Consider the following 22,093-nt stretch of genomic DNA (forward strand, 5'->3'; position numbering starts at 1 on the left):
ATTTCAATTTTTCGTTAAGTCAAAAATTGATAGTAAAGGTGGGCTCAATACTTCTCGGATAAACCCAATAATCTCTCTTTTGGTCTGGGGAAAAGGAAATTCAAACCCTTTCCCTTTCCCCTTTTCCCCTTAACCAAAAAGTATTGAAGGTGGTCTAGGTAAAAATATGCAATAAGCTAAATAAGGATTTGCAAATCAATCATCATAAAAATGTTCATCATTTATAATATATAACTCCTAACTTCCAACTCCTAACTATTTATTGTTAATCAAATTTGTCAAAATTCAATCATGACTAAAGTCATGGGTAGAACCATGACTTTCTCCTCATGTAACTAGTAAAGATAAGTTCTTATGATAGTGACAACCAACCAGGAAAAACCCACAAGAAATGAAACTCAAAGCATTATCGCTAGTCGCTGGAGCCATCGCTCTAACTTTAACTGCAACCTCCTTCGCTGTTACCGCCCAAACAGCCTCTCCTTCACCCTTGTTGCTGGCACAAACTCCACAAAAAGAAAGGGGTCCTTGGAAGGAATTAAATCTAACAGATACCCAAAAAAGCCAAATTCAGGCAATTCGCCGCGATAGCCGCGCCAAATTTGAAGCAGTTTTGACCCCAGAACAAAAGGCAAAATTAGAAGCAGCTAAACAAGCAAGTCGGGCTGAGTGGCAAGCGCGTAAGGCTCAGGGGCAAACAGGTCAAGGTCAACGGCAAGCCGGTCAACGTCGAGGAAAGGGTGGTTATGCTGACTTAAATCTGACTGAAGCACAGAAAACCCAAATGCGACAAATTCGGGAATCTGAGAAACAACAGATTCAAGCAATCTTAACGCCTGAACAGCGCCAAAAAATAGAGCAATATCGTCAAAATGATCCTTCGCGTCGTCAACAAGGAAATCCTCAATAATAATCTTTTAAAAAATAATAGTTTTGGGGTGGGCAATGCTGCCCATCTTATCCAAAATAAATTATGATGCAACCCTTGGTTGCTTCCCCAAATCTCGCTCCTTGCCTACAACAGGTTTTAGATTTAATCGATGCATTGCTGTAGCACGAGGACGATATGTTCTCCAAATTATGGAAATAGAGAAATTGCGTTTCTTCCCTACTGGCACTTTTGGTAGAACTTGGGCAGATTTCCTTAATGAACACAATTTTAAACTTTTTACAACTGGTAGCCGTCGTAAACAGCTCCATGAATAGTTAAAAATTAACAAGCTTCTTGCAGAAGATGCGGAAAGGGGAAAAACTTCATCCCCTTTCCCTTTCCCTATTTTAAAATTTACCTATTGATATGAAAGACTACATCGTAGTGGCAATACCCTACGGGAAGCCGTAAAGCATTTACATGAATTACCCCTACGACAGAACCCTATTTACTAGACTTTCAAGATAATTATGAGTTATGAGTTAATCAAAACTCCTAGCTTGATTAAGATGTCTCAAGAATTTGCAATTGGTAGTAAAGTCCGTGTTGTGGCACTACCACCCTACGTCAAAACTGCTGAACCTATGCCCATGCTGCGCCCCCCTGATGTTATTCACATTGGCGAAGAGGGTATAGTCCTTGACCGCCGTCCCGGTGGATATTGGGGTATTCGCTTCACTAAGGGAGCTTTTCTCTTAGATAGCCAATACATCGAAAGCATAGATAAACCTACCGAATCTGACTCTAAGTGATATTTGGAGCAACTAAGAATTGTAAACTTGTGTAAAGTTGTAATTCTGGTTTGCACCATGATTTCCCGCCGCACTTTTTTAAACATATTATTTGCCAGCTGTATTTCTGTCATCAGCTGGCTGAACTTTATACCTGCTGCTGATGCCCTTGGTGGTAAACTTCCGGCAATTAATCAACCCGCGCCAGAGTTTACTTTGCCAACTAACACAGGTGATGGCAAAATTTCCCTCTCAGACTTGCGTGGTAAGTGGCTAGTTCTTTACTTTTATCCTAAAGACTTCACCTCTGGTTGTACTATAGAGGCTCGCCGTTTTCAGCAAGACTTACCCCAATACCTCGCAAAAAATACCCAGATTATTGGCGTAAGCGCTGATGATATTGATTCTCATGCCAAATTTTGTGATTCGGAAGGACTAAAATTCCCACTTTTAGCTGACACTGATGGTTCAGTGAGTAAAGCTTACGGTTCGTGGCTCGGCTTCTTATCGATGCGCCATAGTTTTATCATCGATCCTCAAGGTGTTTTGCGCGAGACTTTTGTCAAAGTCAACCCAACTGTTCATAGTTCAGAAGTGCTGGCACGATTAGAAAAGTTACAGTCTACAGCTTCTTAGATTTCAATAAACTTGAGTTCGGCGAAGCTAAAAAGCAACCGCAAGCAAAGTGTAACCCAACATTTTCGAGGCTTTATTGGGTTGCGCTTTGCTTAACCCAAGCGTATTGTCTTTTATCCCTCAAATTTAATGGAACAGACCACTAGATATTTGTTATCTGCTCCTTTAAAACACATAAAAAATTGAATCAATCCTCTCTCTATTGCCATGTTTGAAATTCATCAATGGCGCTACGAATTAAAGAAGTTATCTGAGTGCGGCGGGTTTCAAAGTTGGCAGCAATATAAATCAGGAGGATGCCAACTAGTAAGCCTACAACCCATTTTAAAAAGGAGTATTGCAAACTAAAAATTACCGATTGATAGATTGTAGTAATTAAAAAAGTGGCTGTACCAATGTAGAGAAAAGCTCGCACTCGCAAAGCTAATCCGGCAAAAATGGCGATGAGGCTGAAAATTCCAGGTATCCAGGCTGTGTTTTGATTAAATAAAATTGCCCATCCACAAATTAAACCACTACCTAGCAATCTCAAAATATGGCGAGGTGCTTTGTACTCTGGTAGCCTCAGTTGGGTATCTACTTGAGCAATATAAAGCAGTGATAATCCAATTGGCGTTATATACCATAAAGTATCAGTCAGGCGTAAGGAATCAAACCATCGGTAAACAGCCCAATTAATCAACGCCACACTAACATAAGTAAAACGGATATTTTCACCTATTTTTGCTAGGAAAATGTAAAATCCAGCTGCGAGTAACAAGGTAATGGGGTAAGTTTGCAGTCTGGTTTCCCACAAAATTATCAGTGGGATGATATAGGCGGCTTGCTGCCAAGGTTTTTTAGACCAACCCCAACTTTCCCAAGGTAGAATGTACAGAAAATAGGCTACCACACAGGCGATCGCACCGTTCCAAGGAACTAACGGCCCAGCCCAAAATTTTCCCACTGCTGTCTCGCGCCAATAAACCCTCATACCGGCTACCTCTAATAAGCCAAGGTAAACCCACATTTCGGCTATGGTGATTCCTGCCAATATGCTGGGGGAAGTGCCCGAATTTCGTCCTTGAAAGATGGCATAACGAATCAAAAATACCCCTGTTGCTAATCCCACCAAACGGTTAATTCCAATGGGAAGCGGAATGGCAGCCATTAATAAGCAGCTACTCCAAGCCCAATGAATATGGGCAATTCTTTTCAATTCTTGGGGAGTTAGGCGTAAGTAGTTGACAAGCCAAGGTGACAAAATACGGTAAGCATACATGATACTGGCACCAAGGGCAGACATGGCAATCAATCCATCACCTAATGCTCCTCCTGAAGCTTGTGACATTTGATAGAACAAAAGTTCATAAGCAGAAATGGATACGCCAATGATTCCTAAGTACAGCAGGGGTTTAAAGTTCTCGCGCCGTCGCCCTACACCAATAATAATTAAAGCTACACCCAAAGAATACAAACCTGTCCACTCGGTAAAGGTGTTCAAACGCAGCAACACACTGAATGCACCATAAATTAATGGCAAAATGTGAAAGCTGCTAGGAAGTTTTTCTAATTGATGTCGTCGCCGCCACCACTCGCCGACAAGTTGAGCGATTAAACCTAAAGCGATATTTGCCATCGCTATCCTAACAATTGATCGCTCCCCAAATCCCAACACTTGGGCAATTAACAATTCTAAAGACCAACCGATGCCATAGAATGCCCAATTGTTCGGTTCTCGCCAACTGCGATAAACAATGGCTGTTAAGGTGATTAAAGTGGCAGCTAAGTACAAAAATCCCGAAGTGATAAACCCTGAGTAAATCAGCACTGAGTGTAGCGTCAAACTCAACAACTCAAAAGCACACAATGCGATCGCCCATTGATCGCTTGCGGCTGCATAATTAAGTGCTAATTCGTTTCCGCGTCGGCTCAAAACTGTCCTGGCTAACCATAGAATTAGGATGGCGATCGCGCCTACGAGAAACCAACCTCCGAGAAGGAGGTGAGGTAAACCAGGTATACCCGTCCACAGCAGCGCCACAATGAAACTCAGAGCAAATCCTTCTGTAATTACCGCAGAGATTTTGTTTCGTAAATAGCGCGTATTTACAAACATTAGCCCTGTACCTACTGCCAAACCAATTAATCTGGTTCCTGGTAACTGTAGAGTAAGTAGCTGGGCAACTCCCACAGCCAAGACGCTCAAGTAACGGGTAGTAGTCCGACGTTCTGTAGTTGTGCAATTTGCAACACCCGTGAGAGCTATAGGCGTAACTAGCCATAAAGCTCCCAAATAAGCTTGGCTATCAGCGACACCATACCAAGATGATTCTGCATTCATCCACAATAGGAAAAAACTAGCGGCAGCTAGCCCTAAACCGATATCCCAGGCACTACGTTGCCAGACTCCTTCTTCTACGCTAAATCGCCATTCTGCAACCATCAGAGCTAATAAAATACTTGCCCAGACTTGTTGACTCAGGGTTGGCGCAAGCCAATTAATGGTAGAGCAAAATGTTAGCACCCCGATAATGTGAGTTAGATATACCAGGGGAAGGGATGCGGGGGAACGGCGTTGAGTTACGAATGCCAGAGTGATGGTAGAAAATAGCAGATTTAGCGATCGCAATACAGGATTGACAATCGCGATCGTTGTTAAAAAAGCTCCCAGTAAGAGAGTGAGCAGTTCGCCAAATTTAGCTAATTCTCGCTTTTCGGTGCGATGTAGGCTATCTGTAAGCGCCACCATCAAAATTATGTAGGCAAATAAAGCTACACCCAGCAAAGCCCAAGGTTCATTTTGAGAATTTGTGAGTTGAGTACCAGTTGCGATCGCTAATTTCTGTAAGCTATCAGGTACTAATCGCCAACCTAGCCAAATCGTCTCTAAACCGATGACGAAAACCGCAGCGAAGTCTAGCTTTAAACTGTACCGCCGCAATCGACTTCCCACAAACCACAAACCTAAACCACTTACAGCTATTGCTTGCCAAGGATAATTTACTACCGAAACCATCCAACCCAAAAACAGTAGAATCCCACCAAGTTTTTCCCAGAGGAAAAGAGATGAAGGGAATATTACAGTTACTTCCTCTGCTCCCCCTGCTCCCCTGCTCCCCTGCTCCCCTGCTCCTCCTGCCCCCTGCCCCCTGCCCCCTAGCCTCTCCTGTACTAGCCAAGTTACTAGCCAGCCGCAAATGCCAATAGCTAATCCCAACTGAGTGACATTTACCCCAGCAACAAAAATTGCCCGCACTAGCAGCACTATCAAAGCATAAATAATTACGGCGGCAGTTAAACTAATACTTAAGCTGCGGCGTAGGCGTAGCCCGTCGTAGACATCGCTTCTATCTTCCTCACTGACAATATTAGGCTGTTGGTAATTGTGATAAATAGTAATGATGGTTGTGCCAATCATTGCCAGATAGACGGCAATTAAGGGGAATCCTGGCAATTGCCAACCCCAATGCAGATAACTCAGCCCTAGAATATTAGCTAAAGGTAATTTGCCAGTACGTAGATTGGTAAAAATAGCCCGATTTTTGGAGAGTAAAACAGTTATAGCAGTGAGGGTAGGCCAGGCGATCGCAACTGCAACTAAATCCACAGGATTTTGCCACAATTGAAAGCTATCCATTGCCCAAAAGTTTACTGGCACTAACAAAAGGGTGGCAATCAGCAAAGTTTGAGCCGTCAATCTGAGGTTGTTTTGCCTAGTCGCCCAAAAGCTTAATCCCCAAAAACTCAGAGTATAAGCAAATAAAACTCCATACTGTCCAGAAGCGGGAAACCTTTCCCACTGACTCGCAGCTAGTACTCCAGAGGATACCACTACCAGAAATACCCCTAGAAAAAGCAGCCAGCGTACACTCAGTTCGGCCCCCAAGGACTGCAACATTGTGCTGATAAAATTGGGTTCGACTGTTTTTTGTTGTGGTTGTCTACGGTGGCTAGATTGTAAAGCTGCTATGGGTAAATCCTGCACGGGATCGGAAGTTAAAAAAACTACCTTTTTTTTAGCTTCAGGCTGGAGTGGCAACACGACCGAACACACCAGAAATTCTTGGCATAGCTGCCTAACTTGGGTATCGGATATCAAACCTAAACGCAGCCATATATCTAGTCCTTCTAATAACTGAGGATGGGAGGATGGCAATCTAATTTCAAATTTTAGCGGGCGCTCAAGGGGCGATGACATAAGCGGCAGCGGTATCAGTATATACTTTAAGTAGATTTCAATTAAAGTATATTTTGGTTCTAATTGTGCCACTTATTAGGCTAATTGATATTAATTTTTAACCTCCGAGCGATATTCAAATGCCAATTGTCTGCTTTTAGGTTCCGCATTGCAGTCTTTAAAGCGCAAGACCCATACGTATCTTTGGTTTAGGAAGATTTTTTTAGTTTCCAGAGAAAGTCATTTATCTGCTGTAAGTTGGAGTTATAAATTTTCTCAATTCCAGCTTTTAAGAAGTCAGAGGGCTTGAACAAGAATATGTCAGTAAAACCATTAGTAATCTGTGGCAACTTATTTTTATCTACAACTTGAAATCTTACTTTCGGATCGACTAAATGACCAAACATTTGTATTGATGCAATTATGTTCTCATTACTAACATCAGTAATTAATAGTGGCTTATTACCTTGACTAATAATTTTAGCAATTTCAGGATATTCCTGGTATTTTTCAGGAAGTTTGTTCCACCACATTTGAGTTTGAGAGTGGAGTATACAAGATATAATTCCGCCCATAATGACTAAACCTACTAGAAGTGACCAGAGCTTTTTTTGCCAAACTTTAATATAAACAGAGGTGAGTTTGGTGGTAAACAGGTAAGCAACAGCTAACTGTATACCTAAAACAGAAGGAAGTGTATATCGACTAGTAGCGTATCGCTTTTGAAAGACGAAATCTACTATTAGTAGTGGAAGCCCTACAGACCCAATCAAGGTTAAGACAAATAACCAAACTTCTTTAGAGGTTCTTCGACAGAGAACATAAATCGAGTAAATTACTATAGCTAAAATAACTAAAATAAAAGGAATTAATGCAATCTTAAGTTTTCCTGGATCGCTAGGGCTAATACCTAAATCAAGAAATGTGCGACTAAAAATACCAGCCCATCTTGCAGATGACGCGAATAATCCTTGTTTAGAATTCGCCCAATCTATTGCTTCTTCATGAGAGTTGGTAATAATAATCCAAATCCAAGGTACAAAAGTTATAAAGCCCGTAAGCGATGATAGCAGGTAATAAATCGATGTTTTAGTCAATCGGAAGCGTTCGATTGCAATTACATAAATCCCTTGTGCTAAAGCAATCAAGGTAAAAAATATATGAGTATAAAAGCCTAGCACCAATGTTGCTGTATAAATGCACCAACTAACCTTTGTTTGAAGGCGCATGGCTCGCAACAGCGCTAGGCTCGATATTAATATGGCTACTATCCATAAACTGTATGCCCGTGCTTCTTGTGCATACACTACATGAATAGGTGAAACAGCTACCAAAGCAATGGCTACCCACCCTATTCGTGAAGACTCAAATAATTCTTTACATAGCCAATAAAGACAAGGAAAAGTGAGTAGACTAATAAATGCCGAAAAACTCCTTGTTACTGTTACAGAATTGCCAAACAATTCTACCCAAAACTGGGTCATCAAAATGTATAGCGGCAAAATCTGTGAGTCTTCTAAAATAATCCCTTTAATTGTATCAATTGTGTTTTTCTCAGGATTAGGATACTGGTATTTATCCAAATCTTGTATGCTGAATAAATGGCCATCCGTTAACTGCTTGTGTAGCTCTAACTGTGTATAGCCAGATATGCGTAATGATGAGAAAACTTCATCAGGCCAATAGATTTTTTTGTCAATATTGACGAATCGAAAAAATACACCTATTACTAATAAAATAATGACTAAAAAACGTAACCAAGATTGAGAAATATTCCAGTTCTGTGACAATTCTTTTTTCATACAGGTTTCAATCTCTTCAAAGCCTTAATAATCATTTATCCCATCTCAAAATCAATTAAATATAATTAACTTTTTCTTTATTGATTCTTCCTCCATTAATTGATAGTAATTCGCATTTAAAATTACTATCAATTTTAAGGTATAACATTCAGTTAGAAAATTAATAACAAAGGTTTAAAATGTTTTTTATAGTCGTTTTTCTAACTATTCGTGTTTAGCATAACAGTTAGAAGCTAGCAAGTAAACACCTGAATAACTTTTCTCAGGTTAACACTTAAGTAGTATCGAGTTTTATATAAATATTTTAATTTTAGCTAAAGATATCGTATGTCTATAGAATAATTTGGAAGATGTTGAAGCTTTTGGCAACATTATCCCATATTCAATACAATTGTTTATCTGTCATCGTATAGTATAAATTAATCTAGATTTAACATACTTGCGTTAAAAATAAAAAGATTTGATAAATTTTAGATGAGAATACTATAAATATGTCTACGAGTAAAATTGAAACCAAAGGTGTATTAATGTTTGTTTCAACCTTACCCAAGGATTGAAAACTGAAGGTGTCCAGGTAGAGATGAGAGTAAGCGCCTTGTTTGGCTACTTCCTTGGCTATTTAGCACGAGTTTGCGTTGATCCCATACCTTCAGGAGACCCCGATCGTAACTGTAATAAGCTTCGTGGGAAGTTTACATCTTTAACCTCGTAGTACAACTACTACCCAGAGAATTGTTAAACCTTCATCTGGTTGGTATGTTATGTAATGCTAACCTTGTAATGGGATGCTTAACTTTAGCGATCGCTACTCAATAAATCGAGCTGAAACTAGTTGCGATCGCCAAACCAACCAAGAATTGATCGTCAAAGCGTTGATTGAGTCGCTAGCCTCATGTCATTTTGCCACCTTCTATACTTATTGCCTTCACTTTGTCTCTTCCAGTAATAGAATTAAGGACGAAGCCTTGGTAAAGCTTTCAACTATCACAAAGATAGAAGCTGTAGTAGCAGATTTGGCCAAATGTCAGGAAATCAAAATCTGTATCCCAAAATAGGCCCTTAGTATAGTAGCATATAAAACGCTTGTAAGATTTTTATGACTTCCCGTATTCGCTTTTTGATGTGTCCTCCTGACCACTACGATGTAGACTATGTGATTAACCCCTGGATGGAAGGGAATATTCACAAATCATCGCGCGATCGCGCCGTGGAACAGTGGCAGGGATTACACCAGATCCTTAAACAACACGCCATTGTAGACTTAGTATCACCCCAAAAAGGTTGGCCTGATTTAGTTTTTACCGCCAACGCTGGCTTGGTACTGGGGGAAAATGTCGTACTCAGTCGCTTTTTACATAAAGAACGCCAGGGAGAGGAACCTTTCTTCAAAGAATGGTTTGAGCAAAATGGTTATATAGTCAATGAACTTCCTAAAGATTTGCCCTTTGAAGGTGCAGGAGATGCACTACTAGATCGAGAAGGACGCTGGTTATGGGCGGGATACGGTTTCCGTTCAGAATTAGATTCTCACCCTTATTTAGCTAAATGGCTGGATATTGAGGTTCTCTCTCTGCGACTCATAGACGAACGTTTTTATCACTTGGATACCTGTTTTTGTCCGTTAGCAAATGGCTATTTGCTCTACTATCCAGGTGCTTTTGATTCTTACTCCAACCGCTTAATTGAAATGCGAGTCGCACCAGAAAAGCGAATCGCAATTGCTGAAGCCGATGCAGTTAACTTCGCTTGTAATACAGTGAATGTGGACAGCATTGTGATCATGAACAAGGCGAGTGATGCTTTGAAAACCCGCCTTGCAGATGTGGGTTTCCAAGTGCTGGAAACACCACTGACGGAATTTCTCAAAGCTGGTGGTGCAGCTAAATGCTTAACTTTGCGCGTAACGGAACCAGTTAGGGATGAAATTCATGCCAATGTCTCGGTAGAAAGCCGAATCATTCGCATGGAAGGACACTTACTTGATGCTGGCTTAATTAACCGCGCCTTGGATTTGATTATAGATGCCGGGGGAAGTTTCCAAGTCTTGAATTTCAACTTGGGAGAACAACGCCAAAGTACCTCTGCCGCAGAAGTGAGAGTATCAGCACCATCCCATGAGGTGATGGAAGAAATCATTTCCCGATTAATTGATTTGGGTGCTGTAGATTTACCCCATGATGAGCGAGACGCGATCTTGGAACCTGTGATCCAAAATGGTGTAGCGCCCGATGATTTCTACGTCAGTACAATTTATCCTACCGAAGTGCGGATTAATGGGCAATGGATAAAGGTAGAAAATCAGCGGATGGATGGCGCGATCGCAATTACTCAAACTCCCTCTGGTTTAGTAGCTAGGTGTAAAATACTACGAGATTTAGAAGTTGGCGAACGAGTAATTGTAGACGTACTAGGTATCCGTACTATTCGCAAAACGGAATCGCGCGAACAACGCAGCACCCAAGAATTCAGCTTTATGTCGGCGGGCGTTTCCAGCGAACGACGCGTGGAATTGGTGGTTGAACAAGTCGCTTGGGAATTACGGAAAATCCGCGATGCTGGCGGTAAGGTAGTTGTTACGGCTGGGCCCGTGGTGATTCACACTGGTGGCGGCGAACACTTGGCGCAACTGGTTCGGGAAGGATACGTGCAAGCGCTGCTGGGTGGTAATGCGATCGCAGTTCACGACATCGAGCAAAATATCATGGGCACTTCCTTGGGTGTGGACATGAAGCGGGGTGTCGCCGTTCGTGGTGGACACCGCCATCACCTAAAGGTAATTAATAGTATCCGTCGTTATGGCAGCATTCCCAAAGCTGTGGAGGCGGGGGCAATTAAGAGTGGCGTGATGTATGAGTGCGTCCACAATAATGTACCTTTTGTGCTTGCGGGATCGATTCGGGATGATGGGCCTTTGCCTGATACCCAAATGGATTTGATTCAGGCGCAGGAGCAATATGCTAAACACCTAGAAGGTGCGGAGATGATTTTGATGCTGTCATCGATGCTGCACTCCATTGGTGTGGGAAATATGACTCCGGCGGGAGTGAAGATGGTGTGTGTGGATATTAATCCAGCTGTGGTGACTAAGTTAAGCGATCGCGGTTCTGTAGAATCGGTGGGTGTGGTGACGGATGTGGGATTGTTCCTGAGTCTGTTGATTCAGCAGTTGGATAAGTTGACAAGTCCCTATGTTAATAAGGTAGGTTAAGAGACGAACCGCAGAGGCGCAGAGGACGCAGAGAAAGGGAGATGACAAGAGTAGCTTTCAGGGAAGAGTTTCAGGTTAATTGGGTAAGTTTGATTGCTGATTTCTTGTTAGTAGGGATGGTTTTTGGCCCGCCAATTGCTCCCTTTCTGGCTGCGTCTGGAGTGTCTTTGCTTCCTGGGATTGCGGACATCATTTATTTCATGGGTAATCATGTGTGTCCGCAACCAACTATGGGGTTAGATTTGGCACCACCATATATTATGGCTGTGTGTATGCGCTGTTACGGCACTGTCACGGGTTTGCTGATTACTCGCCTGCTGTATGGAATAACTGGTGGTAAAGGATTTTACTGGTTAAGTCAGTATGGATGGAGTGGTGTGGCGATCGCCAGTGTGCTGATGATGGCTTATCCTTTAGAATTGGCAGCACAAATTTTCGGTTTGTGGAGTTTTAATAATTATCTAGTTACACCTTTTGGGTTGATTACGGGTTTAGCGTGGGGATTGTTTACTATGCCCATTTTCCACGGGTGGCGAGGTGCTAAAACTAGCTTGGATAGATTTTAGTCTGACTCCTAATTTCTTCTTCAAATCAGCATCCCAGCAATACAAGCGGTGATAAAACCCGCCAACGATCCGCCAATCATCGATCTTACACCCATACGAGCTAAATCATGTTGGCGATTAGGTGCTATCCCAGTAATACCGCCAATGGTAATGCCAATTGAACCTATATTTGCAAAGTTACATAAGGCGTAAGTCGCAATAATTACTGCACGTTGGGAAATTTTACCATTTTCAATTAGTGCCTTCAAATCCAAAAAAGCAATAAACTCATTGAGAATTGTCTTTGTACCCAACAAAGCCCCCACTTGCTGACAATCAGCCCAAGGTACGCCCATTAACCACGCTACGGGAGCCATAAAAATAGACAAAATCAACTGTAATGACAGTTGCGGCAAACCCACAAATGTCCCCAACCATCCCAGGAGTGCATTTAAAGCAGCCAATAATCCTAAAAAGGCGATAATTATTACCCCAACATTAACCGCTAGCTTCACGCCGTCAATTGCTCCAGCTGTAGCAGCATCAATTGCATTTACATAATTGGTTTTTACCTCTGCCTTTACTTCACCAAGTGTCTCTGATACTTCTGTTTCTGGATACAGCAATTTTGATACTACCAATGATGTGGGAGCAGTCATAAAAAAAGCGGCAATTAGATGTTCTGCTGGTATTCCAAAAGAAAGATATGCCCCTAGTACTCCACCTGCAATTGTGGCAAAACCACCCGTCATCACGGCATGAAGTTCTGATTGCGTCATCTTCGCTATATAAGGTTTAACCATCAGCGCTGACTCTGTTGGCCCTAAAAAGATGTTACCCGCACAGGATAAAGATTCAGAACCCGATGTTTTCAACGTCTTCGTCATTACCCACGCCATCACATTTACCACTCGCTGTAAAATGCCGTAGTAATATAAGACACTTATAAAGGCAGAGAAAAAGATAATTGTCGGCAGCACTTGGAAGGCAAAGAAATGATCCTTAAAATTTTCTCCAAAGACAAATTTGGCACCAACATCAGAAAAAGCTAAAAATTTGCTGACAAAATCTCCCAGAAATTTAAACACAGTCAAACCCCAAGGAGTTTTAAGAATCACGATTGCCAATGCAAATTCTAATCCCAAACCCCATGCCACTATGCGCCAACGCACCGCTTGACGATTAACCGAAAAAGCGTAGGATATACCGATAAAAACTAAGATTCCTAACGCAGAGATGGCGCGTTCCATATTTACTCCCAAAAAAGTATCGCTAAGGCACTTGGACACAAAGCATACACAAAAATCTGCCTTGTTTTGTGGCTTTGTAGTCAATAACTAGAGTTTTGGTGCTGTAAACAAGAAATTAGCGATCGCAAATTCATATCTTGTTACAAAACCGTGTTTATTTGTGTTTCACAATCCCATAACTGTGCGATAATGTGCTTCAATTTGCGCGACGGTTTCAGACTTGCGCTTTGTCTCCCATTGACTGCGATTAAATAATTCTTGCCGCAATTCATCAACGTTAATTGTGGTAACTTTACCATCAGCAACAATTTGCTTGCCATTCACCCAAACACTATCAACAACATTATTAGGACGACCTAAAACTAATAAACCAATAGGATCTGTACGCGGAAGCAATGATAAATTAGTGAGGTCATAAAGTACTAAATCTGCTTGTTTGCCCACACTGAGAGAACCGAGATTATCTGCAAGATTCAATCCTTTTGCACCTCCTAAAGATGCCATCTCTACTGCTTGCCGGGGTGTAATCCAGTGTTGATAATCTGAGTCTGTAATATTATGTAAAATAGAACCCATTTTAATGGCTTCTAGCAAATCTTGAGAGTCATTACTTGAAGCACCATCGCAACCGAAAGTTACATTTACTCCAGCTTGGCGATATTTTAAAATGGGGGCGATGCCACTACCTAAACGTAGATTGCTTAAGGGATTATGAACAACTGTAGATTGAGTTTCGGCGAGGATGGCGATATCCGCATCATTTAACCAAACGCAATGAGCTAGAGTTGTGCGATCGCTCAAAAACCCGATTCTTTTCAAATGTTCCACGGCAGTACAACCGTACTTTTCTTGAGCGAGTTTTTCCTGTGCCCTAGTTTCGAGTAAATGGGAGTGACGACAAAGATTATAGCGATCGCTTAACTCGATGCATCCCGCAAATAAAGCATTACTACACAATTGTATCCCCGTTGGTGCTACCAAAATATTTACACCTTCATCTGGACGATGAAACTGCCTCACCGCCTCTTCGATAATTTCCAATGTTGCCGCAGTTGAACGATGATAAGGTTCATGAGTTCTTGCTGATTCCCCAGATGGAATACCTGCGCTGAGGGATTCATCTTGAATTAAGGGGGCGATAAAGGCGCGAATCCCAACTTCTCTGTAAGCGCGGGTTGCAGTGGCGATCGTTTCTAACTCAAGTCCGGGAATTAACACCAGGTGATCTACTACACTCGTACCGCCAGAAAGCAAGGTTTCTACCGCAGTACCCAAGGCGCTGAGATAAACCTGTTCAGTGTCGAGGGGGGCAAAATCATACAGTTCCGCCAACCATAATTCTAAAGGCAAAACTGACATGATTCCCCGTTGCCACATCTCTGATGAGTGGGTGTGAGCGTTGAAAAAGCCAGGTAGCAGCAGTTTGTTTTTGCCATCTATGACAGTGCCGATTACTGGTAGATTGGGGGCAATAGCTGCAATTGCCCCATCTACAATCTGTACATCTACCGTCGCATAATCATCGCTGGCGGCAATTAAAACATTCTGAATAGTGAAACTTACCATATTTAACCTTGATTAAGTAATTGTATTTTCAACTGAATTTCAAGTTACAAGATAGAAAATGGTGTAGGGTATTACAATTTTATGAATTTGCCTTTTCGGACATTGGGAGTCTCACCAAATGCGTGGACAGTGAATGATGCGATCGCAGATATCACCCGTCCTCAAAAACCCCCACAACCCGTTATTTTATCAACAGAAACTAAAACCCTGCGTTTAGACTTGGCAAAAGCCGCTATCCTCGTCATTGATATGCAAAACGACTTCTGTCACCCTGATGGCTGGTTAGCGCATATTGGCGTGGATGTAACTCCAGCACGTCAGCCTATTAAACCTTTGAATAACTTACTTCCAGAACTTCGTGACGCGGGTGTTCCAGTCATTTGGATAAATTGGGGGAATCGCCCTGACTTACTCAATATTAGTGCTGGTTCGCGTCATGTCTATAACCCCACAGGGGCAGGCGTGGGATTAGGCGATCCCCTACCAAGTAATGGTGCAAGAGTCCTAATGGCGGGTAGTTGGGCTGCGGCAGTAGTAGATGAACTAGAACAGGTTCCTGAAGATATTCGTGTGGACAAATATCGCATGAGTGGGTTTTGGGATACCCCATTAGATAGTATCTTGCGGAATCTGGGAAGCACAACATTATTTTTTGCTGGTGTTAATGCCGATCAGTGCGTGCTAGCTACCTTATGTGATGCTAATTTCTTAGGATATGACTGCGTGTTAGTTAAAGATTGTAGCGCTACGACTTCGCCTGAATATTGTTGGCTAGCAACGTTGTACAATGTTAAACAATGCTTTGGTTTTGTCACTGACTCCCAAGAGATTTTAACAGCGCTGCAAAAGAGTGAGGAGTGATTAGATTTTAGATTTTTCCTTCAATCCAAAATTCAAAATTGGTTGAATGAGGAGTATTTAGTGTTTAGTAATTAATGATTTTGTCATTTATACAACTTAAAACTTACGTATAACCCACGCGGTAGGGGCAATTAATTCATGGATTTTCCCTACCTGAAAATCTTTCTTGGTGGCTATTGTTTGCATCATTTCTGACAACTCATAACTGACATATTCAAGACTAAGATTTTAGGAATTTTCATACCCATCGATAACTTTAGAGGGGATAAATAAATGTACGCTACTCGTTGTGTAATTCCGGTTATCAAATCTCCTAAAGATTACCAAGTATATCGCATTAGTCCCAATGACTCTAATCGATTAGCAATTATTTTCGATTCGACAAATGCTAATACTTCCTTAACTTGCTGTATAGAAATTTTTGATGTCGGTGGACAAACACCACCAAATCGCCATCAGTGGGCGGTGGAAATGTTTTTTGTCCTCAAAGGGGAAGCGATCGCTATGTGTGACGGCAAGAGTGCCACTATCAAAGCTGGAGATAGTTTATTAGTGCCTCCAACTGGGACTCATTTGATTAAAAATACTGGTTCTACTCGCTTGTATACGTTGACTGTCATGGTTCCCAACGAAGACTTTTCCGAATTGATTCGCAGTGGCATTCCATCGGAGTTAGATGCAGAAGATATGGCTGTACTAGGGAGATTGAATACTTTGATGCCCTGTTAAATTAATTCATAATTGACTGAGATAGAAAGTGGAAAGTTATCTTATTCCCAGTCATAGACTGGGAATAACTAATGTGAGTTTTCTTTTTTTGAGATTTAGCTACGAACTTTTGTGAGGATTTTTTGCGAATAAAACGAAGCCGATTCTTCGTTTTTGGAGCAATCTTGTGCGAACTTAATCAAATGATGCCCCACAAGTCCGACGTGAATCAAGTTTTCAATATCACCTGCTTTCAGCGCTGGCTTGGCCATTTTCCAGAAAGTCTGACGATAGTTACTAAATAAGCCTATCCGCAGCAAAATGTTAGTTAAATAAGTTAAACCTTTGCGAATATTAGCCCCAGAAGTGCGAGCAGGACTGTTAGGTACTTCAATGCGATTTGGATATGTGTGTTCCATATTGTAAGCAAACCGCTCATATAAAAATTCCGGCTCATAAGCAGTTGTGATGCAGCGCCGCCACATCTCGACAACTTGCTCGTAGGGCATCAAAAACTCAACATTTGATTCCCGGCTTTCATCAAATACGAGTCGTCCTTCTGCTTCTAACCTCCGCCATAACGGAGTTCTAGGCAAAGCATGAAGTAGATTAATTGTCAACATGGGAATTTGAGATGCCCGAATAAATTCGATAATTCGGTCTGCTGTTTCTGGTGTATCTGTATCTAACCCGATAATGATTCCTGATACTACTTCCATGCCATAGCTATTTAAAACCTGAATTGCTTTTAAAATTGGCATACTCAGATTTTGATCTTTGGAAATGGCATGGAGAGCATCTGGTTCAGGTGTTTCGATACCGCAAAAGATCGTGCAGAAATAGGCTTCGCGCATCATCTCCAGCAGTTTTGGGCTTTGAGCTAGGTTGAGGGTTGCTTCACAAGCAAACTGGATGGGGTAGCCATTGCGTTTTTGCCAGTCAATCAGGTGAGGAAGTAACTTCATGGCAGCGCGGCGATCGCCAACAAAGTTATCATCGACAAAATACACTGCCCCCATATTGCCAGATTGTCGCATTGCATCTAGCTCGGCAACCACTTGCTCTGGTGTTTTCATCCGGGGACTGTTGCCATAGAGTTCTGGAATATCACAAAACTCGCAGCGATAAGGACAACCGCTAGAAAACTGCACATTTGCTAAGAAATAATCATCGATATCCAGCAAATGATAAGCTGGAGTTGGAAACTCTGTTAAAGGTAAACGTTCCTTCGTTTCAAAGCGGATTTGCCTTTGAGGACGTTCTAAGTTTTGGTCTAGATACTCGATCATGCGATCGCTAGCATCTCCCAACTCACCCAAATGTAAAATGTCAAATTCAGGATAATATTCTGGACACCCAGATACCGAAGGGCCACCCACCACTGTGATTTTCCCGGCTCGATGGGCAAGCTCATTAATTTGATTAATCTGTGGTTTTTGGATATGCATTCCACTCACAATTACCGCATCAGCCCATTGGTAATCAGCCCTGGTTGCTGATTTGACATTCTCATCAATAAACCGCACTTCCCATTTTTGAGGTAAATAGGCAGCCACAATTAAAATACCTTGGGGTGGCATAAAAGCCCGGACATTACCCATCAGTGGGTAGGCATGATGAAAAGTACCAAAGGAGCGGCTGTATTTAGGAAAGATGCAAAGAATGCGTCGATGGTTCGAGGGAACGTAGCTGGTTCTCTTAGTGTTAGAAGCGGTTTTGGAATCGGCCGCTATATAAGTTGGATTCTCTAAAGACTTAAGATTTACGGTCATCGCAAATTTCACCCCAGAAGACTGAGCAGTTAATTTGACAATTTATTGACACAATTCAGTGATAATTCCAACTAGCTTACCGCGATCCTTCAGAAGTTTTTAACTGTAAAATATAAAATTCCTCCTAGAGGGGTATGATTCACCCTTTCTCAGAATGCAGTTTTGCAATTACCGATGCGTTTGAGTCGCCAGATTCTGGCTTATGAGTTAATTCATCTAGAATGCTTAGGAAAAAAGTAGTTACCGATATAGTTGGTTATATGTTGGTATATTTGGTACTATTTTACCTAGCATCAATTTTATGGAAGAAATTTCTCAAACGCCTTTTCTATGAAAAGAAGACAAATTTTTGGCTTATTGGGTATAGCAGTTGCTGGTTTGCTCCTGGCAATTGGTTTACCGTTAGTTAATCCTTCTGCTGTAATAGCACAGTCAAACAGTACTATCCTCGTCTCCGCAGCCGCCAGCTTAAAAGAGGCACTAGAGGAAATTAAGCCTTTGTACCAACAAAGTAAATCAGATGTCAACATTACTTATAATTTTGGGGCTTCTGGTGCCTTGCAGCAACAGATCGAGCAAGGTGCCCCGGCAGATATCTTTATCTCTGCTGGCAAAAAGCAAGTGGATGCCCTAGAACAAAAAGGACTTTTGGTAACAGGTAGCCGTGCTAACTTGGCAAATAACCGTCTAGTCTTGATTGTGGCTCAGGATGTTGTTGGCATCACTAGTTTCTACAATTTAACAGATAGTAAGATTAAAAAAATTGCGATCGGTGAACCTAGAAGTGTACCCGCCGGTCAATATGGGGAGCAAGTCTTAAAGAAATTGAAACTTTATAATCAGGTAAAGCCCAAATTAGTCTTTGCTAACAATGTGCGTCAAGTTTTGGCAGCAGTAGAAAGTGGTAACGCTGAAGCGGGTTTAGTTTATGCTACTGATGCCAAAATTTCCAACAAGGTAAAAGTCGTAGTTGCTGCTGACGATAAGTTTCACTCACCGATTGTCTATCCAATGGCAGTAATTAAAAGCAGTAAAAATATTCCAGCAGCCAAAGAGTTTATCCAGTTTTTATCTGGCAGTGAAGCCAAGACTGTACTCAAAAAATATGGGTTTCTTGTAAGTTAGAAAGAGGCTTAAGAGGTTATTTGAATAAGTGTTTCGCTGTGACTTGAGGCACTATTAGATCCCCCTAAACCCTTTAAAAAGGGTTGGAGAATCTTTTGTACGTAAGTCCTAAAGGAAAATAACCAATGCCCCATACCCTTTAATACAAAGACTTAATCCACCGCCATTCCTGTGTCAAGCCATCTCTCAGGGAGACTTGTGGCTGATATCCCAGAATTTTCTGCGCTTTAGATACATCAGCAGCAGTGTGGCGTGCATCTCCCATCGCTTTTTCTATGTGGTTTCTTTTGATTGGTTTGCCAACGATTTCTTCAATCGTATCTAAGACTTCTGCTAAAACCACCCTGCTACCACCACCGATATTAAAAATTTCTCCCACTGCTTGGGGTGTGGAAGCAGCGGCTAAATTGGCCGCGACTATATCACCAACAAATGTAAACTCCCGCGTTTGCTGGCCATCGCCGTAAATAGGAATCGCCTCATCCTGCAAAATGGATTTAAAGAACTTATGAAATGCCATATCTGGGCGTTGTTTAGGGCCATAGACTGTGAAATAGCGCAATGATACATATGGCACACCAAAGTTTTTGTGATATAGTCTGCACAGAGTTTCAGCCGCTAGCTTAGTAATGCCGTAAGGAGAAACAGGTTCAGGGCAAATTCCTTCGTGAGTGGGTAAAGTTTCTGCATCACCATATACACTTGACGAAGAAGCAAACACTAATCTTTTCAAGTGTTTTGCATCTTTAGCCGCTTCTAGCAAAACTTGCGTAGCATTAATATTCCGTTCCGTGTAACCTCGAAAAGCCTTACCCCAACTTGCCCTGACACCTGCTTGTGCTGCTTGATGGTAAACGACATCAACATCTTTTAAGAGTTCCTGCCAATCTAAAAACTGAATATCTGCTTCGATTAATGTAAAGCCAGGTGAGCTATGTAAGTGTGCAACATTCTTGCGCTTCAACATGGGATCGCAATAATCATTGAATTCATCAATCCCAATTACTTCTTCCCCTTGTTGTAGCAAGATGTATACAAGGTGAGAACCAATAAAGCCCGCTGCTCCAGTAACGATAATTTTAGCCATGTTACCTATTTTTTGCTATTTTCATAAATTTCTATATTCACAGGTTAGTACTTGGTAATCAATAATCGTCATTATTTAAGTTTGATTTTTTAATCCATTGTTGTACTCTTTTAAACATAAGCATTACTTAAATAAATATATTTGCTATTTAATTTATCCTAATATTTTATCCTAATATATTTACTTAGTTATCGTTATTAACAACAGTAATAAATGTACTAATTGACAAAATTGAATCTTAAGAATAATCACAGTTAAAATTCCAACAACAAAATGGGCTTAAAACCGATATAGATAATTCTTTTTCCCCTCCCCGTGCCTCTTCTGGTTATAAGTAGGCTTGCACAAGTGTGATAATTGGTGAAAAAATTGATCAACGAGAGCCGAATCAGGTATTCTCGTTTGCAAGGGACGCACGAGGAAATCAGTGAAAGTTTTAGTTGTAGGTAATGGAGGGCGCGAACACGCTCTGGCATGGAAACTGTTGCAATCTAAGCAAGTTGAGCAAGTTGTCTGTGTCCCAGGGAATGGAGGCACAGCAAGTATGGAACGTTGCCTAAACTTGCCCGTAGCAGTAGATGATTTTGAAGGTATCAGCCGATATGCTCTAGAACATGGCATAACTTTAGTAGTAGTTGGGCCAGAAGTACCTCTGTCTAAGGGAATCACAGATTACCTCCAAGATAAAGGATTGATGGTATTTGGCCCAGTAAGGGCGGGAGCGCAAATTGAAGCGAGTAAAGCTTGGGCAAAAGCCCTGATGCAAGAAGCAGGAATTCCGACGGCGCGGGCTGCGGTATTTACGGAGGCAGGAGCAGCAAAATCTTATGTTAAGTCTCAGGGAGCGCCAATTGTCGTTAAAGCTGATGGCTTGGCAGCTGGTAAGGGTGTGATAGTAGCTGAAACAGTTGCACAGGCAGAAAGCGCCGTTGATGCCATTTTTCAGGGACAATTTGGTAGTGTTGGTGAATTTGTTGTCATTGAAGAATGTTTAATTGGGCAAGAGGTATCAGTTTTAGCATTAACCGATGGGTTAACGATTCGACCCTTGCTGCCAGCTCAAGACCATAAGCGGATTGGTGAGGGCGATACAGGCGAGAATACTGGTGGTATGGGAGCATATAGCCCAGCACCCATTGCTACACCAGAGTTGATGGCACGAATTCAAACAGAAGTCTTAGAAAGAGCGATCGCAACCTTACGAGCTAAAGGCATTGATTACCGGGGTGTGCTGTATGCTGGCTTAATGATTGCACCCGATGGCGATTTGAAGGTTTTGGAATTTAACTGTCGCTTCGGCGATCCTGAAACCCAGGTGATTTTGCCATTGTTAGAAACACCTTTAGAAGAGTTACTTCTAGCCTGCGTACAACAGCGATTAAGTGAATTACCGCCCATTGCTTGGAAAAAAGGAGCATCTGCCACTGTCGTTGCCGCTTCAGGTGGTTATCCAGCAGAATATGAGAAAGGTAAGGTCATTACTGGCATTGGTGAAGCAGAGGTAACAGGAGCAACTGTATTTCATGCAGGTACAAAATTGAACCAGCAACAAGAAGTCGTGACAGATGGGGGTCGAGTATTAAATGTGACTGGAATCGGAGAAAATTTTGAGCAAGCGATCGCCCAAGCCTACGCAGGGCTCAAATATATTCAGTTTGAGGCCATATATTACCGGAGAGATATCGGTCATAAAGTGGTGAGTGCGAAGTAGG

General features: G+C 41.8%; 17 protein-coding genes. 11 read left to right on the forward strand and 6 right to left on the reverse strand.

All coding sequences use genetic code 11. The features are described from left to right. The first annotated feature begins 391 nt into the window (after positions 1-391). From NPUN_RS12155 to NPUN_RS12170, 4 genes are all read left to right on the forward strand, one after another. Complete coding sequence (locus NPUN_RS12155) at positions 392-910, forward strand: Spy/CpxP family protein refolding chaperone (protein WP_012408977.1); 519 nt, start codon at positions 392-394, stop codon at positions 908-910. 35 nt (positions 911-945) lie between these two features. Further along, a complete protein-coding gene (locus NPUN_RS12160) occupies positions 946-1,206 on the forward strand; it encodes a hypothetical protein (protein WP_052304591.1) in 261 nt (86 codons plus the stop codon). Between the two features lie 234 nt (positions 1,207-1,440). Further along, on the forward strand, positions 1,441-1,683 hold the full coding sequence (gene sipA / locus NPUN_RS12165; protein ID WP_041566114.1) for a regulatory protein SipA: 243 nt from the start codon (positions 1,441-1,443) through the stop codon (positions 1,681-1,683). Between the two features lie 57 nt (positions 1,684-1,740). Next, positions 1,741-2,298, forward strand: a complete 558-nt coding sequence (locus tag NPUN_RS12170; RefSeq protein WP_012408980.1) for a peroxiredoxin — start codon at positions 1,741-1,743, stop codon at positions 2,296-2,298. Positions 2,299-2,497: 199 nt separating this feature from the next. Here NPUN_RS12170 and NPUN_RS12175 read toward each other — a convergent pair whose 3' ends face one another. After that, complete coding sequence (locus NPUN_RS12175) at positions 2,498-6,478, reverse strand: DUF2157 domain-containing protein (protein ID WP_012408981.1); 3,981 nt, start codon at positions 6,476-6,478, stop codon at positions 2,498-2,500. 188 nt (positions 6,479-6,666) lie between these two features. Continuing rightward, a complete protein-coding gene (locus tag NPUN_RS12180) occupies positions 6,667-8,259 on the reverse strand; it encodes a glycosyltransferase family 39 protein (RefSeq protein WP_012408982.1) in 1,593 nt (530 codons plus the stop codon). 785 nt (positions 8,260-9,044) lie between these two features. Between NPUN_RS12180 and NPUN_RS12185 the strand changes: the two genes are divergently transcribed. The 3 genes from NPUN_RS12185 to NPUN_RS12195 are packed head-to-tail and all read left to right on the forward strand — an operon-like array spanning position 9,045 to position 12,033. Further along, a complete protein-coding gene (locus tag NPUN_RS12185; protein ID WP_012408983.1) occupies positions 9,045-9,314 on the forward strand; it encodes a hypothetical protein in 270 nt (89 codons plus the stop codon). 41 nt (positions 9,315-9,355) lie between these two features. Beyond that, entirely contained in the window at positions 9,356-11,467 is a 2,112-nt protein-coding gene (argZ, locus tag NPUN_RS12190) for a bifunctional arginine dihydrolase/ornithine cyclodeaminase (RefSeq protein WP_012408984.1), read from the forward strand. Positions 11,468-11,508: 41 nt separating this feature from the next. Then, positions 11,509-12,033, forward strand: coding sequence for a DUF2085 domain-containing protein (locus tag NPUN_RS12195; protein ID WP_012408985.1), 525 nt, complete (start codon positions 11,509-11,511; stop codon positions 12,031-12,033). A 20-nt stretch (positions 12,034-12,053) separates the two neighbouring features. Here NPUN_RS12195 and NPUN_RS12200 read toward each other — a convergent pair whose 3' ends face one another. Together NPUN_RS12200 and NPUN_RS12205 are read right to left on the reverse strand one after the other, a co-directional pair. Continuing rightward, positions 12,054-13,262 carry a NupC/NupG family nucleoside CNT transporter gene (locus tag NPUN_RS12200; protein ID WP_012408986.1) on the reverse strand — a complete coding sequence of 403 codons (1,209 nt, stop codon included), beginning with the start codon at positions 13,260-13,262 and terminating at the stop codon, positions 12,054-12,056. 165 nt (positions 13,263-13,427) lie between these two features. Beyond that, positions 13,428-14,828, reverse strand: coding sequence for an amidohydrolase (locus NPUN_RS12205; protein WP_012408987.1), 1,401 nt, complete (start codon positions 14,826-14,828; stop codon positions 13,428-13,430). Between the two features lie 81 nt (positions 14,829-14,909). Between NPUN_RS12205 and NPUN_RS12210 the strand changes: the two genes are divergently transcribed. Further along, positions 14,910-15,689, forward strand: coding sequence for a cysteine hydrolase family protein (locus tag NPUN_RS12210; protein WP_012408988.1), 780 nt, complete (start codon positions 14,910-14,912; stop codon positions 15,687-15,689). A 273-nt stretch (positions 15,690-15,962) separates the two neighbouring features. Continuing rightward, a complete protein-coding gene (locus tag NPUN_RS12215; protein ID WP_012408989.1) occupies positions 15,963-16,418 on the forward strand; it encodes a cupin domain-containing protein in 456 nt (151 codons plus the stop codon). Positions 16,419-16,513: 95 nt separating this feature from the next. Here the strand turns inward: NPUN_RS12215 and NPUN_RS12220 are convergent, their stop codons facing one another. Further along, positions 16,514-18,169 (reverse strand): B12-binding domain-containing radical SAM protein, encoded by a 1,656-nt coding sequence (locus tag NPUN_RS12220; RefSeq protein ID WP_012408990.1) that lies wholly within the window; start codon positions 18,167-18,169, stop codon positions 16,514-16,516. Between the two features lie 330 nt (positions 18,170-18,499). Here NPUN_RS12220 and modA point away from each other — a divergent pair, with 330 nt between their 5' ends. Continuing rightward, positions 18,500-19,294 carry a molybdate ABC transporter substrate-binding protein gene (gene modA, locus NPUN_RS12225; RefSeq protein WP_012408991.1) on the forward strand — a complete coding sequence of 265 codons (795 nt, stop codon included), beginning with the start codon at positions 18,500-18,502 and terminating at the stop codon, positions 19,292-19,294. A 139-nt stretch (positions 19,295-19,433) separates the two neighbouring features. Here the strand turns inward: modA and NPUN_RS12230 are convergent, their stop codons facing one another. Further along, positions 19,434-20,381: an NAD-dependent epimerase/dehydratase family protein gene (locus NPUN_RS12230; RefSeq protein ID WP_012408992.1), complete on the reverse strand. Its 948-nt coding sequence runs from the start codon at positions 20,379-20,381 to the stop codon at positions 19,434-19,436. Between the two features lie 427 nt (positions 20,382-20,808). On the opposite strand from NPUN_RS12230, the gene purD reads away from it, so the two are divergent. Then, a complete protein-coding gene (gene purD / locus NPUN_RS12235) occupies positions 20,809-22,092 on the forward strand; it encodes a phosphoribosylamine--glycine ligase (protein WP_012408993.1) in 1,284 nt (427 codons plus the stop codon). Position 22,093 lies beyond the last annotated feature (1 nt).

It is taken from the genome of Nostoc punctiforme PCC 73102 (assembly GCF_000020025.1).
Taxonomy (GTDB): domain Bacteria; phylum Cyanobacteriota; class Cyanobacteriia; order Cyanobacteriales; family Nostocaceae; genus Nostoc; species Nostoc punctiforme.